The organism is Actinomadura opuntiae (genome assembly GCF_030283205.1).
Lineage (GTDB): Bacteria > Actinomycetota > Actinomycetes > Streptosporangiales > Streptosporangiaceae > Spirillospora.
In genome coordinates this window covers 116715-130575 of record NZ_JASNWF010000021.1, presented here as the reverse complement: position 1 = coordinate 130575, position 13861 = coordinate 116715, and the positions used below count along the sequence as shown (strand labels likewise).

At 74.8% G+C, this 13861-nt stretch carries 11 protein-coding genes; 1 reads left to right on the top strand and 10 read right to left on the bottom strand.

Going from position 1 to position 13861, the window contains the following annotated elements; all coding sequences use genetic code 11:
• Window positions 1-39: 39 nt before the first annotated feature.
• Together QP089_RS37380 and QP089_RS37375 are read right to left on the bottom strand one after the other, a co-directional pair.
• Entirely contained in the window at window positions 40-1854 is a 1815-nt protein-coding gene (locus tag QP089_RS37380; RefSeq protein WP_285918439.1) for an amino acid adenylation domain-containing protein, read from the bottom strand.
• An 86-nt stretch (window positions 1855-1940) separates the two neighbouring features.
• Window positions 1941-4040, bottom strand: a complete 2100-nt coding sequence (locus tag QP089_RS37375) for a primosomal protein N' (RefSeq protein WP_285918438.1) — start codon at window positions 4038-4040, stop codon at window positions 1941-1943.
• A gap of 151 nt (window positions 4041-4191) precedes the next feature.
• Here QP089_RS37375 and QP089_RS37370 point away from each other — a divergent pair, with 151 nt between their 5' ends.
• The gene (locus QP089_RS37370) at window positions 4192-5868 is read left to right on the top strand and encodes a DUF8823 domain-containing protein (RefSeq protein ID WP_285918437.1); all 1677 of its coding nucleotides are present in this window, start codon (window positions 4192-4194) and stop codon (window positions 5866-5868) included.
• 367 nt (window positions 5869-6235) lie between these two features.
• Here the strand turns inward: QP089_RS37370 and metK are convergent, their stop codons facing one another.
• From metK to QP089_RS37330, 8 genes are all read right to left on the bottom strand, one after another.
• Window positions 6236-7441: a methionine adenosyltransferase gene (gene metK / locus QP089_RS37365; protein WP_285918436.1), complete on the bottom strand. Its 1206-nt coding sequence runs from the start codon at window positions 7439-7441 to the stop codon at window positions 6236-6238.
• A 164-nt stretch (window positions 7442-7605) separates the two neighbouring features.
• Window positions 7606-8826, bottom strand: coding sequence for a bifunctional phosphopantothenoylcysteine decarboxylase/phosphopantothenate--cysteine ligase CoaBC (gene coaBC, locus QP089_RS37360; RefSeq protein WP_285918435.1), 1221 nt, complete (start codon window positions 8824-8826; stop codon window positions 7606-7608).
• Between the two features lie 151 nt (window positions 8827-8977).
• Entirely contained in the window at window positions 8978-9232 is a 255-nt protein-coding gene (rpoZ, locus tag QP089_RS37355; RefSeq protein ID WP_151542026.1) for a DNA-directed RNA polymerase subunit omega, read from the bottom strand.
• 62 nt (window positions 9233-9294) lie between these two features.
• Complete coding sequence (gmk, locus tag QP089_RS37350) at window positions 9295-9843, bottom strand: guanylate kinase (protein ID WP_285918433.1); 549 nt, start codon at window positions 9841-9843, stop codon at window positions 9295-9297.
• Between the two features lie 148 nt (window positions 9844-9991).
• On the bottom strand, window positions 9992-10318 hold the full coding sequence (gene mihF / locus QP089_RS37345) for an integration host factor, actinobacterial type (protein WP_021597647.1): 327 nt from the start codon (window positions 10316-10318) through the stop codon (window positions 9992-9994).
• Between the two features lie 887 nt (window positions 10319-11205).
• A complete protein-coding gene (gene pyrF, locus QP089_RS37340; RefSeq protein ID WP_285918424.1) occupies window positions 11206-11934 on the bottom strand; it encodes an orotidine-5'-phosphate decarboxylase in 729 nt (242 codons plus the stop codon).
• The gene (locus QP089_RS37335; RefSeq protein WP_285918423.1) at window positions 11931-12911 is read right to left on the bottom strand and encodes a dihydroorotate dehydrogenase; all 981 of its coding nucleotides are present in this window, start codon (window positions 12909-12911) and stop codon (window positions 11931-11933) included. The genes pyrF and QP089_RS37335 overlap by 4 nt, the downstream gene beginning before the upstream one ends.
• Window positions 12908-13795, bottom strand: a complete 888-nt coding sequence (locus QP089_RS37330; RefSeq protein WP_285918420.1) for an iron-sulfur cluster-binding protein — start codon at window positions 13793-13795, stop codon at window positions 12908-12910. The genes QP089_RS37335 and QP089_RS37330 overlap by 4 nt, the downstream gene beginning before the upstream one ends.
• Between the last annotated feature and the right edge of the window lie 66 nt (window positions 13796-13861).

Here is a 13861-nt window from a genome sequence, read left to right as displayed (position 1 = left end):
GCACGCCGCTCTCGGACGCCGCTCTCGGACGCCGCCGGGTCACGCGCGGCCCGCGCCTGACCGCGCCTTGTAGGCGGCGGTGCGGGCGGCCTTGGCGGTCGCCTTGTCGGGATGGTGGTCGCCGAGCGCCTCCAGGACGTCCGCGACGCCCGGGTGGTCGGTGCGCCACAGCTCGTCCACCATCTCCCGCATCTCCGCGCCGGGCGGCGCGTCGGCCAGCGCGGCGGCGACCGCCTCCGCGGGCTCGGCGGTCTCCAGCATCCCGGCGACGGTGTCGACGAACACCCACAGGTACTCGGCGCGGGACAGCTCCCGGCCCGCCGGGTCGCCCGCCGCGTTCAGCCACAGCGCCGCGTACGGCGACACCAGCGGATGCTCCTGCGCCGCCCGCACGACCGGCGCGGCCTCCGGGCCGACGCGGTGCAGCACGGCGGCGGCGAGGTTGCGGGCGCCCGGCCCGCCGCCGCGCATCACGGCCAGCAGGTCGGCGGCGGCGTCCTTGACGTCGTGCGCCGCCAGCCACCCGTCGATCTCCTCGTCGGCGGTCTCGGGCCGGTGCCAGGCCAGCCCGGCGACCAGCTCGGCGGCGGACGCCCCGGCCAGCTCGCCCACGACCGGCGCGGCGAATCCGTCGGCCAGCAGCAGCTCCCGCACGCCCCACACGCCCAGCGGCGTCAGCGTGCGGCCGCCGTCCCCGGCGGGCTCGACGACGCCCCAGCGGGCCAGGTCCTCCAGCTCCAGCTCCAGCGCGTCGCGCACCGCCGCGCCCAGCGACCCCCGGTCGGAGATCTCGTAGGCCTCGGTGACGTGCCCGAGCAGCGCGTCGGCCAGCTCGTCGAGCGTGGCGGGCTCCTCCTGCTCGTACAGGTGGATCAGCACGCCGGTCAGCTCGTTCTGGACGAGCTCGATCGCGTCCAGTCCGTCGGACGAGTCGTGCTCGGGGACGGCGACCGAGTCCAGCAGCCGCAGCCACAGGCCCAGCACGCGCTCGTCGTCGCCGGACTCCAGGTCGCGCAGCGCCGGCCCCGGCCCGGCCCGGCCGCCCTGGGCGACGACGACCTCCGCCTCGGTCGCGGCCCACCACAGCCGGTCGAGCTCCGGCAGGTCGGTCTGGTCCGCGACGTCGGTGTCCGGCAGGCGGCGCGGCGTGGCCAGGCCCAGCGCGGCCACCGCGGCCTCGGCGTCCGCCGCGGTCAGCTCGTCGATCTCGGTCAGGTCCCGCTCGCCCGTCCACTCGGCCAGCGCGCGGACCTCCGCGGTCAGCCCGGAGCGGCGCGCCGCGTCCGCCAGCTCCGCCGCCGGCGCCAGCCGGACCGGCGGGACGACCAGCTCCTCCGTCCGCCGCAGGTACTCCTCGGCGCGGGTGTAGCGCTCCTCGTCGGGCAGCGCCTCGAACCGCCGCATCCACTCCTCGACGGCGTCCTGGTCGTCCAGCGCGACCCCGTCGGTCTCCATCAGCCCGGCGACGACCTCGGCGGCCACCTGCCGCTCGGCGCCGTCGGTCTCGGCGACCACCTCGGCGAACTCGGGGGCGAGCCGGTCGATCTCCGCGGCCAGCTCCGCCGCGCGCGCCCCGGGCACGGCGCCGCTGTCGCCCAGGAACGCCGCGACGGCCCGCATCGCGTCCAGCACGGACGGCACCTCGTCGGCGCCCGCGACCACCGTGTCCGGGAACACCTCCAGCAGCAGCTCGCGCACCGCCCGCGGGGTGAGCTCGCCCGGCCCGGCCAGCCCCATCTCCCGCCCGGCGAGGTCGAGCAGCAGGTGCGCGCCCTGCTCGTCCACCTTCTCGCCGCGTTCGTCCGCCCAGCGCCGCAGGTCGTCCGCGGTCGTCTCCACCCAGTTGTCGGCCACCAGAGAACCCTATTGGTCGGTGCCCGCCCCGGGGGCCGAACCCGCACACCCCGGGGGCGACTTCGCCGCGATCGGATTCGCCCGGATCAGATGAGTTCGAGGGGGTCGATCTGGACGCGCACGGTCTCGGCCGCCTTGCGGGCACTGCGAACGCCCTGGGCCTCCTTGAGCGCGCGCGCGAGGGCCTGGCCCGCTGAGCGGGGGACGCGGACGAGGGCGCGTTCCTTCTCCGGCCCCTCCGCCCCCGGCTGCCGCGGGACGGGGACCGGGCCGAGCACCTCCGCGCCGTCCGGCAGCCGCGCGTCGGCCAGCAGCTCCCGGATCGCGGCGGGCGTCGCGGTCAGCGACGCCATCCGGGCCGCCGGCGGGAACCCCGCCTCCCGGCGCTCGGCCAGCTCCCGCTCGGCGTAGGTGACCGGATCCCAGCGGACGAGCGCCTGCACCGCCGGAAGCGCCCCCTCCGCCGCCACGACCACCGGCCCCTCCGGGCGGACGAGCGCCGCCGCGTTCATCCAGCGCCGCAGCGTCTCCTCCCCCGCGCGCAGGTCGGGCCGCCCCAGCAGCACCCAGCCGTCCAGCAGCAGCGCGGCGGTGTAGCCGGCCTCGGCGGGCGGCTCCGCGCCGGGCGTCGCGACCACGAGCGCCCGGTCGGGGCCGACCTGTTCGAGGATCGCCTCCCGCCCGGACGTCCGTACCGGCACGCCGGGAAAAGCGCGGCCCAGTTCCTCCGCCGTCCGTTTTGCGCCCACGACGAGCGCACGCATCTGGAAGAACCCGCACTCGGGGCAGTGCCAGTCGCCCGCAATGCGGCCGCACCACCGGCAGTAGGGGGCCGCATGCGACGACGGCAGCGCCAATGGACCCTGGCACGTCGCGCAATGCGCCGGAGTCCGGCACCGGGCGCACGCGATGCCCGGGACATAGCCGCGCCTCGGCACCTGGACCAGCACCGGCCCGTGCTCCAGCGCGCCCCTCGCGGCCTCGAACGCCACGTTCGGCAGGCGCGCCGTACGGGCGGCGGCGTCCCGGGCGAGCTGCGCGTCCTCCCCCACGTACCGGACGCGCGGCATCGCGCGCCGTACCCGCGCACGGTCGGCGGCCAGGGAGTGCGCCCAGCCCGTCTCGACCAGCACGGTCGCGTCGGTGGTCCGGGTGAAGCCGCCGATCAGCGCCCCGGCCCGGGCCCGGTGCGCGCGCAGCGCCAGCACCTCGCGCGGATGGGGATAGGGGGCGTGCGGTTCGGCGTGGACGTCGTCCCCGTCGTCCCACAGCACGGCGAGGCCCAGGTCGGCGACCGGCGCGAACATCGCGGCCCGCGTCCCGACCACCGCCCGCGCCCTGCCCCGCAGGACGGCCAGCCACCGCCGGTAGCGCTCGGCCGGGCCCAGCTCCGCCGTCAGCGCGACGTGCAGCCCCTCCCCCAGCTCCGCCGTCAGCGCCGCGTCGACCCGTGCCACGTCGCGGCCGTCGGCCACCACGACCAGCGCGCCGCGTCCGCCCCGCAGCGTCACCGCGACGGCCCGCGCGATGGCCGCCGCCCACCGCGGCCCCGGCAGCGCCGTCCATACCGCCCGCGGTGCCCGCCCGTCGGCCAGCGCCGTGAGGAACGAGGCGCCCGCCGGATACTCCAGCCAGGGGTTATCCGCCTCCGGCGGTTCCGGGGGCTCCTCCGGCGCCTCGCCGCCGTCCTTGGCCGCCTCGGCCTCCACGCGGGCGTGGCGCGGCGGGACGGCCAGCCGCACGACGTCCGCGAACGTCCCGGCGTAGCGGTCGGCGATCTCCCGCGCCAGGGACGCGATCTCCGGAGTGAGGACGCTTTCCGGCGACGTCACTCGTTCCAGATACAGGAGCTTCCCGCCGTGGCCGCTCTCCTCGACGCGTTCCAGCAGGAACCCGTCGACGAGCTGCCCGGCGAACCGGACCCGGACCCGGCATCCCGGCACGGCCGCCGCGTCCAGCTCGGCCGGGACCAGATAGTCGAAGGGACGATCGAGGTGCGGCAGTGACATGTCGACGGCGACGCGCGCGATGGGCCGTTCCGCGGCGGGGCTGCGCGCCCCCTTCTTCGGGCCCTTCCGCGCCGCCTTCCCCGCGGCCCCCTTGCCCGGCGGGGCCTTCTCCGCGGGCACCCGGGGCACCTCGTCCAGGCCCGGGATCAGGTCGGCTCCCCCTCCGTCCTCGGTCACGCCCCCGTCCTACCAGATCAGCCCGACAGTCACCGGCGCACGCTAAGGTGTGGTCCGTTTGAACGGGGCGCGCACCCGGAGGATCCGCGGACACGTGGGATCGCCCGGTGCCCTTCGCGCCCTCGCCGTCCGACGAGCACGTGCAGGCGATGTGACCACAGCGCATAAACCAGAGCTGACCGACGCCCGGACCGGGGCCGCGCCCTCGGCGAACCCGGGCCGTTCCCGCGCGCCCTGGTGGAAGCGGTGGACCAACCCCCGCAACCCCGTCGTGGCCGCCGGCGTCGCCGCCGCCGTCATGCACCTGGTCTGGGCCCTGTACCTCGCGGCCGAGGGCGGCGACCTCGCCGCCCAGGCCGCCTGGACCGACTTCGCCTGGAAGCACCCCACCGCCGCCTACAGCTTCGCCTGGTACGGCGGCATGCACCCCGCCTCCTACAGCGTCCTGTCGCCGTACCTGATGGCGCTGTTCGGGATCCGCACGGTCGCCGTCATCGCGGGCACCGTCTCCGCGGCGCTCACGGGGCACCTCCTGGTCCGCTTCAAGGCGCCGATGGCGCTGCCCGCCGCGCTGTGGGCCGCGTTCGCGCTGTCGTGCAACACCGCCTCCGGCCGCGTCACGTTCGGGCTCGGCCTGATGTTCGCGCTGATGGCGGTGATCGTCGCGTTCACGCCGCGCGGCACCCCCGCGCTGCGCTTCGCCGGGATGGTCGGCCTCGGCCTGCTGGCGACGGCGTCCAGCCCCGTCGCGGGGCTGTTCCTGCTGGTGCTGGCCGCCACCCTCTTCGTGACCGGACGGCGCCGCGCCGGGATCTCCCTCGCGATCGGCATGCCCGTCGTCGTCGGGACCACGAGCCTGCTGTTCCCGTTCAGCGGCGTCCAGCCGATCTCGTTCACCGCGATCGTGGTGTGGTGCATCGTCAGCGTCATCGCGATCCTGGTGTTCGCGCCGCCGAGCTGGCGGTTCGTCCGGATCGGCGCCGGCATCTACCTGCTCGGCATCGCCCTCACCTGGCTGATCCCCTCGCCCGTCGGCAGCAACGTCGAGCGCCTGTCGCTGGTGTTCGGCGGCATGTTCTGCCTGTCGGCCGTCGCGCGCGCGCACGGCGGGGTCCGCATCGCCGTGCTGTCGGTGGCGTTCATCTTCACGGCCTCGTGGCAGGTCGTGAAGCCGATGGAGGACCTCGTCCACACCGTCCCCGCCGCCTCGGCCGCCGCGAACGCCCAGGGCCTCGTCGACGAGCTGCACGCGCTCGGCGCGCAGCGCACCCGCATCGAGGTCGTCCCGCTGCGCTCGCACTGGGAGGCGGCCGGGATGAGCCGGCACTTCATCCTCGCGCGCGGCTGGAACCGGCAGGTCGACGCCGAACGCCACGAGCTGTTCTACGAGAAGGACGCGCTCACCCCCGCGTCCTACCGCGACTGGCTGCACAAGTGGGCGGTCCAGTACGTCGTGCTCCCCAAGCAGGAGAACGACTGGTCCGGCAGGGACGAGGCCGCCCTGGTGAAGGCCGGCCAGCCGTACCTGGCGGAGGTGTGGCACGACGAGCACTGGCGGCTGTTCCGGGTCTCCTACCCCACCCAGCTGGTCGACCCGCCCGCCACCGTCCACGAGGTCAACTCCGGCGAGCTGGTCGTGGACATGCCGTCGCCCGGCTCGGTGCTGGTCCGGGTCTCCTGGTCGCCGTGGCTGAGCGTCACCGGCCGCGGCGACGCCTGCCTCGCCCGCGCGGGCGAGTTCGTCCGCATGAAGGCCCAGGACGCCGGCCGCTACACGATCGCCGCCCACTACGGCCTCCACCGCGGCAACCACTGTCCTGCTGCTTAGAACAAGCGCGGCCCAAGGCGCTCGCCTAGCGGCTGTGTTTCCACAATCCCGGCCCAGCGCGCTCGCCTAGCGGCTCGCCCGCTGACCGTGCTTGGGCGAGCGCGACCTCGCTTCGCGAGCTTCCCGGTGGGGGCTCGCCTTCGGCTTCGCCCCACCGGTCAGATAACGCGCTCGCGTGACGGCTGAGGTTTCTGACGAGTTCTCGTCGGCGCGCTGCGGATCGCTTGGAGGATTTGTGCGGCTCTGGGCGTCTGCGGGCGTCAGGCGGCGTGTGGCGGCTTTCGAGGGGTCGGGAGTGCCCGACATGCAAAGAGGGCCCCGGAACGTCTCCAGGGCCCTCTCGGCGGCGATCAGCGGTGCCGGCGGCTCACAGGCCGGCGGCGGAGGCCAGGTCCTTGGCGCGGTCGGTGGACTCCCAGGAGAAGTCCGGCTCCTCGCGGCCGAAGTGGCCGTAGGCGGCGGTCTGGGAGTAGATCGGCCGCAGCAGGTCGAGGTCGCGCACGATCGCGGCGGGACGCAGGTCGAAGACGTCGGCGACGGCCTTCTCGATCTTGTCCGGGTCGACCTTCTCGGTGCCGAAGGTCTCCACGAACACGCCGACCGGGTGCGCCTTGCCGATCGCGTAGGCGACCTGGACCTCGGCGCGGTCGGCCAGCTGCGCGGCGACGATGTTCTTGGCGACCCAGCGCATCGCGTACGCGGCGGACCGGTCGACCTTGGACGGGTCCTTGCCGGAGAACGCGCCGCCGCCGTGCCGGGCCATGCCGCCGTAGGTGTCCACGATGATCTTGCGGCCGGTGAGGCCGGCGTCGCCCATCGGGCCGCCGATCTCGAAGCGGCCGGTGGGGTTCACCAGCAGCCGGTACCCGTCGGTGTCCAGGTCGAACTGGGCGAGCACCGGGTCGACGACGTGCTCCTTGACGTCCGGGGTGAGCAGCTCCTTCAGGTCGATGTCGGGAGCGTGCTGGCTGGACACCACGACGGTGTCGAGGCGGACGCCGCGGTCGCCGTCGTACTCGATGGTGACCTGGGTCTTGCCGTCCGGGCGCAGGTAGGGGACGGTGCCCTCCTTGCGGACCGCGGACAGCCGCTGCGCGAGCCGGTGCGCCAGCGTGATCGGCAGCGGCATCAGCTCGGGGGTCTCGTTGGTGGCGTAGCCGAACATCAGGCCCTGGTCGCCGGCGCCCTGGCGGTCCAGGTCGTCGCCGCGCTTGTCGCGGTCCTCGCCCTCGCGGGTCTCGTAGGCGTCGTCGACGCCCTGCGCGATGTCGGGCGACTGCGCGCCGATCGACACCGAGACGCCGCAGGAGTGGCCGTCGAAGCCCTTCTTGGACGAGTCGTAGCCGATCTCGAGGATCTTCTCCCGGATGACGCCGGGGATGTCCACATAGGTCTCGGTGGTGACCTCACCGGCCACATGCACCTGACCGGTCGTGATCATCGTCTCGACGGCGACCCGGCTGGTCGGGTCGTCCTTGAGCATCGAGTCGAGGATCGCGTCGCTGATCTGGTCCGCGATCTTGTCCGGGTGTCCTTCGGTGACGGACTCGGAGGTGAACAGGCGGCGAGACACGTACGTGAACTCCTTGCAGCGGCTGCTGACTGGCGTCGCAGGACGGATATGTCATCGAGTTCGGCGGGGACGTCCCCCGCGCGGGTATCCAAGGTGTAAGCCCGCAGTCTAGCCCGATCGCCGCCGGGCGCCGGAATGGGCTCGGCCGCGGCCGGCGGCCGCGGTCAATCCGCGGGCAGCGGGTCCAGGCGCGCGGCGACCAGGTCCCAGACGACCTCGGCGAGCGCCTCCTTGGCGCCGCGCGGCACCTCGGTGCCCGACCCGTCGGCGCCGAGGATCACCGCGGCGTTGTCGGGGCGGCCGAAGGTGAGGTCCTCCCCCACCTGGTTGACCACGAGCAGGTCGCTGCGCTTGCGGGCGAGCTTGGCGCGGCCGTTGGCGAGCACGTCGTCGGTCTCGGCCGCGAAACCGACGATCACCTGCCCGGCCCGCCGGCGCTCGCCGAGCTCGGCCAGGATGTCGGGGTTCTTGGCGAGCCGGATCGGCTCCGGCTCGCCGTCCTCGGTCTTCTTGATCTTCGAGCCGCGGTAGTCGACCGGGCGGAAGTCGGCGACGGCGGCGGCCATCACCACCGCGTCGGCGGAGCCGGCGGCCTCCAGGACGGCCTTGCGCATGTCCTCCGCCGACCCGACGGGCACGACCCGGGCGCCGGCCGGGTCGGGCAGCGCCACGTTGGCCGCGACGAGCGTCACCCGCGCGCCGCGCGCCGCCGCCGTGCGGGCCAGCGCGTAGCCCTGCAGCCCGGACGAGCGGTTGCCGATGAACCGGACGGGGTCGATCGGCTCGCGGGTGCCGCCGGCGGACACGACCACGTGCCGTCCGGCGAGGTCGCGTCCGGCGGCGCCGCGGGCGAGCACGTGCCGGGCCACCTCGAACAGCTCGGCGGGGTCGGGCAGCCGGCCGGGGCCGGTGTCCCTGCCGGTGAGCCGGCCGGAGGCGGGCTCCACGACGACCGCGCCGCGCTCGCGCAGCGTCGCGACGTTGGCCTGCGTCGCGGGGTGCTCCCACATCTCGGTGTGCATCGCGGGCGCGAACACCACCGGGCAGCGGGCGGTGAGCAGGGTGTTGGTGAGCAGGTCGTCGGCCAGGCCGTGCGCGGCCCGGGCGAGCAGGTCGGCGGTGGCGGGGGCGACGAACACCAGGTCGGCGCCCTGCCCCAGCCGGACGTGCGGGACCTGGGAGACCCCGTCCCACACCGCGGTGGACACCGGGTTGCCCGACAGCGCCGCCCAGGTCGGCTCGCCGACGAAGCGGAGCGCGTCCTCGGTCGGGACCACGGTGACGTCGTGGCCCGACTCGGTGAGCCGCCGCAGCAGCTCGCACACCTTGTACGCGGCGATCCCGGCGCTCACACCGAGGACGACGCGCGGCTTTCGGGAGGTCATGCGCACACGATCCCATCACGCGCCGGACGGGCGCCCACCGGGGGTCTCAGGGCCGCTTCCCAGGACGGCGCCGCGGCGAGAACGGCCGATGAGCGCGGGTGGGCCGATGAGCGGCGTGGGCCGTGGGCCGTCCCGTCCGGTCGGGTGGGGCTCAGCCCTCGATCGGCTCGGCGTTGAGGAGGCCCTCGCGGGTCTCGCGCAGCGCGATCGACAGGGGCTTCTCCTGCACCTGCGTCTCGACGAGCGGGCCGACGTACTCCAGCAGGCCCTCGCCGAGCTGGGCGTAGTAGGCGTTGATCTGCCGGGCGCGCTTGGCCGCGATGCTCACGAGGCCGTACTTGGTCTCGACGACCTCGAGGAGCTCGTCGATCGACGGGTTGGTGATGCCTTCGCTGCTGGCTGCCACTCCGTGGCCTTCCCCTAGTGATTCACTGCGGTGCCGGCCGCCGGACACGGCGGTCGCCGACACTAACGAACAACCATCAAGGCTAGCAGCTCGTCGCACACGTCCTGGACGGACGTGTTCACCAGGGTGACGTCGAACTCCTTCTCGGCGGCCAGTTCCACCCGGGCGGCCTCCAGCCGGCGCTCGATCACCTCGGGCGGCTCGGTGCCGCGGCCGGTGAGGCGGCGGACGAGCTCCTCCCAGCTGGGCGGCGCGAGGAAGACCAGCCGCGCGCCGGGCATCGTCTCGCGGACCTGCCGGGCGCCCTGCAGGTCGATCTCCAGCAGGACCGGCTCGCCGCGGGCGAGGCGCTCCTGGACGGGCCGGCGCGGGGTGCCGTAGCGGTTGCCCGCGAACTCGGCCCACTCGAGCAGCTCCCCTTCGGCGACGAGCCGGTCGAAACCGGCGTCGTCGACGAAGAAGTACTGCACACCGTGGGTCTCACCCGGCCGGGGGGACCGGGTGGTCACCGAGACCGACAGCCACACCCGGGGGTGTGAGCGCCGGATCTCGGCGACGACCGTGCTCTTGCCGACGCCCGACGGTCCGGACAGGACCGTCAGGCGGGACACGAGCGGGCCATGCGGTTGTTCGGAGCCCTCCGGCGCAGTGATGGGTGCGCCGGAGCCGGACGGGATGGTGCCGGTTCCGTGGAGCCCGGACCCGGCCGCGGCGGCCTCCTCTTGCCAGGAGCCGCCGCGCCCGCCCGAGAGTCGCGCGTCAGCGGTTCGCACTTCCGCCGAACTCACGCTCCAGGGAGGCGCGCTGGTTGGCGCCGAGGCCCCGCACGCGGCGGGACTCGGCGATGCCCAGGCGCTCCATGATCTGCTTCGCACGGACCTTGCCCACACCGGGCAGGGACTCCAGGAGGGCCGACACCTTCATCTTCCCGATGACGTCGTCGGACTGACCCTCCTTGAGAACCTCGGCCAGCGAGGTCCCCCCGTGCTTGAGCTTGTTCTTAACCTCGGCCCGCTCCTTGCGAGCCTTGGCAGCCTTCTCCAGGGCTGCGGCGCGCTGTTCGGGGGTTAGGGGCGGAAGAGCCACGCCGGGTCACCTCAGGTTTCCACTCGACGGAGTCGGACGGGTTGGGAAACTAGCGAGTTCACGCCCCATAAGGCAACGTGAAGTGCCGTTTAGCCCGCCACAAAATCACGAAAATCACTCCCCGGAGTGTCCTGAATACAGAGTGTACTCGACTTGGGGCCTCCGGCGGCCCATCCCCCTGCCTTGCTGGGACTTTCGCATGATCGTGAAAATCCGCCCATTCTGCCCCGTTTTGCGGCACCGGGCACCGCCCCGGCGCGGCGGTCCGCGCCCGCCGGGGGCCTCCCCGCCATGATCCCGCCACCCCCCGCGGACCCGGATCCGGCCCCCCGGTCCGGCCCCGGTGTGAAGTCCCCCACAACCGCTCCCGACCGAGTGACGCTCGTCACGCCGGGCCGTTCCGCACGTCGCGGCCGCACCGCAACTGCCATCCTCGACAGCACACCCGCCAAGATCGTTCCCCGCTCCCGGAGGCGCCCCCTCCCGCACCCCCAGCTCCCCCTCCCGCGCACGCCCGCCTCCCCGGTGCGCCCGGACCCCCGTCCGGCCCCGCGGGCGTCCCGGACCGCGAATCGAACCGACTTCGCCGTCCGCCCGTATCGCTTTGCGGATCCCCGCCCCGGCATTCGCAAGCGAAAAACGACAATGCGCGCTCCCGCACGCCCGACAACACCCGCGCTAAATCAACCCCTAAAACCAAATCCACCCCCCCGCCCCCAATCCCCAGCACCCGTATCCGGACGTGGACCCGGCTGAGCACGCCGCGGAAGGCCAGAGCCCAGCCACCGGCACGGGCAGGCACGCGGAGCGAGCGCAGCGAGCGGAGCGGGCATGCCCGGCGGCCGGTAGGCCGTTTCGCGCGGAGCGCCAGCGGAGCGGGAGACGGCCTACCGGCCGTGACGGGGGGTTCCGGGGGGTCGCTCCCCCGGGAATCTCCGGAGCGCGGCCGCCATCGCCGCCGCGGCGGCGCCGGGGTCGGGGGCGCCGGTGATGGGGCGGCCGATGACCAGCAGGTCCGCGCCGGCGGCGAGGGCGGCCTCGGGGGTGGCGACCCGGGCCTGGTCCTGGGTGTCGGCGCCGGCGGGCCGCACGCCGGGGGTGATGAGGGTGATGTCGGGGCCGACCTCGGCGCGCACGGCGGCGGCCTCCTGCGGGGAGCAGACGAGGGCTTGGGCGCCGGCGCCGACGGCGAGGGCGGCCAGCCGGCGGACCGCGTCGGGGGCGGGGCCCGCGACGCCGACGGCGCGCAGGTCCGCCTCGTCCAGGGAGGTCAGCACCGTCACCGCGGCGATCCTGGTGGCGGGGGCGGCCTCGACCGCCTCGCGGATCATGGCGGGGCCGCCGGCGGCGTGCACGGTCAGGTACGCGGGCTTGAGCCGGGCGACGGCGCGGGCGGCGCCGCGCACGGTCGCGGGGATGTCGTGCAGCTTCAGGTCCAGGAACACCTGGACGCGGCTGGCGCCGCGGACGCTGGCGACGACGTCGGGGCCGTAGCGCAGGTACAGCTCCAGGCCCACCTTGACGGTGGTGACGTGCGGCGTGACCAGGGTGGCCCAGCGCGCGGCGGTCTCCAGGTCGGGGGCGTCCAGCGCGACGGCGATGGGGGCTGCGGTCACGGCTTCTCCTTCTCGGGCTCGGTCGGCCGCACCTGGGGCGGCACGTAGCCGGCGGGCTTGTGGGCGAGCCCGACGGCGTCGGCCAGGCGTCCGATGCGGCGGGCCGCGAGGGCCTCCTCCAGCTCGCGCAGGACGCGGGGCCCGGCCGCGGGGTCGTGGAACAGGGCGGTGCCGACGGCGACGGCGGACGCGCCGGCGAGGATGAACTCCAGCGCGTCCAGGCCGGTCGAGACGCCGCCGACGCCGATGATCGGGGTCGTCGGCAGCGCGGCGTGCACCTGGTAGACGCAGCGGACCGCGACGGGCCGGATCGCGGGCCCCGACAGCCCGCCGGAGACGCCGGTGAGGGCGGGCCGCAGGGTCTGCGGGTCGATCGCCAGGCCGTCCATCGTGTTGATCAGGGTGAGGCCGTCGGCGCCGGCGTCGACGCAGGCCAGCGCGATGCCGACGATGTCGGTGACGTCGGGGGCGAGCTTGGCGAAGACCGGGGTGCCGGGCCGGGCGCCGGCGCGGACGGCGCGCAGCACCGACGCGGCGGCCGAGGGATGCCAGCCGAACATGCGGCCGCGGTCCTCGACGTTGGGGCAGGCGACGTTGACCTCGATGGCGGCGACGCCGGGGACGTTGCGGAGCCGGCGGGCGAGGTCGCCGAACTCCTCGACGCTGTTGCCCGCGATGGACACGATGGTGCGGACGTCCTGCTCGATGAGCCAGGGGAGGTCGCGTTCCAGGAACGCCTCGACGCCGGGGCCGGGCAGGCCCATGGCGGTGAGCAGGCCGCTGGGCGTCTCGGTCACGCGCGGGGTGGGGCGTCCCGCGCGCGCCTGGGACATCACCGAGGTGGTGACGAACGCGCCGAGGCGGGACAGTTCGAAGAACTGGGCCAGCTCGCGTCCCGTCCCGCCGCACCCGGAGGCCGTCAGGACGGGATTGGGGAGCTCCAGGGCGCCGAGGGTGGTCGTGACCCGGTCGCTCACTTCGGGCCCCCTTCCGTGACGCTCAGGACGCGCGGGGCGCCCAGCGCGTCGAACGGGATGGTGCCGAGGTCGCCCCAGCGGACGCGGTCGCCGCGCAGGACGGGCCCGTCGGCGCAGGCGCGGACCATGCGGGTGACGCCGTCCTCGCCGTGGATCGGCAGCATGCACGTCATGCAGGCGCCGATGCCGCAGGCGCCGGTCCGCTGCAGGAACTCCTCCACCGACACCTGGGACGGCAGCCCGAACTCGCCGGCGATCTGGGTGACCGAGCGCAGCAGCCCGGTCGGCCCGCAGGCGTAGACGACGTCGGCGCCGGTCTCCTGCACGACGCGGGGCAGCACGTCGCGCATGGCGCCCTTCTCGCCGAGCGAGCCGTCCTCGGTGACGACGGTGGCGGAGTCGCCGATGCGCTGCGCCATCCGGGACCCGAACACCTGCCGGGCGGACGGCCCGGCGAGCACGAAGTGCACCTGGCAGCCGCGCCGCAGCAGCGTGTCGGCGAGCGCGAACACCGCGGCGCCGCCGGGGCCGCCGGCGGCCAGCAGGCAGCTGACGGGGTCGCGGGGCAGCCGGAACGGGCGGCCGAGCGGGCCGAGCAGGTCGAGCTGGTCGCGGGAGCGGCGGCCGGCGAGCCAGCCGGTGCCGGGCTCGGTGTCGGCGAACACGACCTCGACGGTGCCGCCGTAGTCGGACTGCACCTGGTGGACGCCGAAGCAGCGGCGCACCAGCCGGGCGGTGTGCTCGCCGCCGACGGCGACGGCCACGAACTGGCCGGGCCGGAACCGCTCGGCGATGGCGGGCGCCACCAGCGTCATCGCGTGGTAGTCCTGCACCTGGCGGACCGTGAGGACCGTCGCCGACGTCTGCACCGGCGTGTCGGACACCCGTCTCCCTCTCTCGTCGCGTTCGCCGCGCGGGCGGGACGCCTGGTCCCGCCCGCGCGGCGGCTG

Bases quoted from the DNA above. Each gene is read 5' to 3' on its own strand.
- coaBC (WP_285918435.1), bottom strand. From the start codon at position 8,826: ATGACCTCCCGAAAGCCGCGCGTCGTCCTCGGTGTGAGCGCCGGGATC.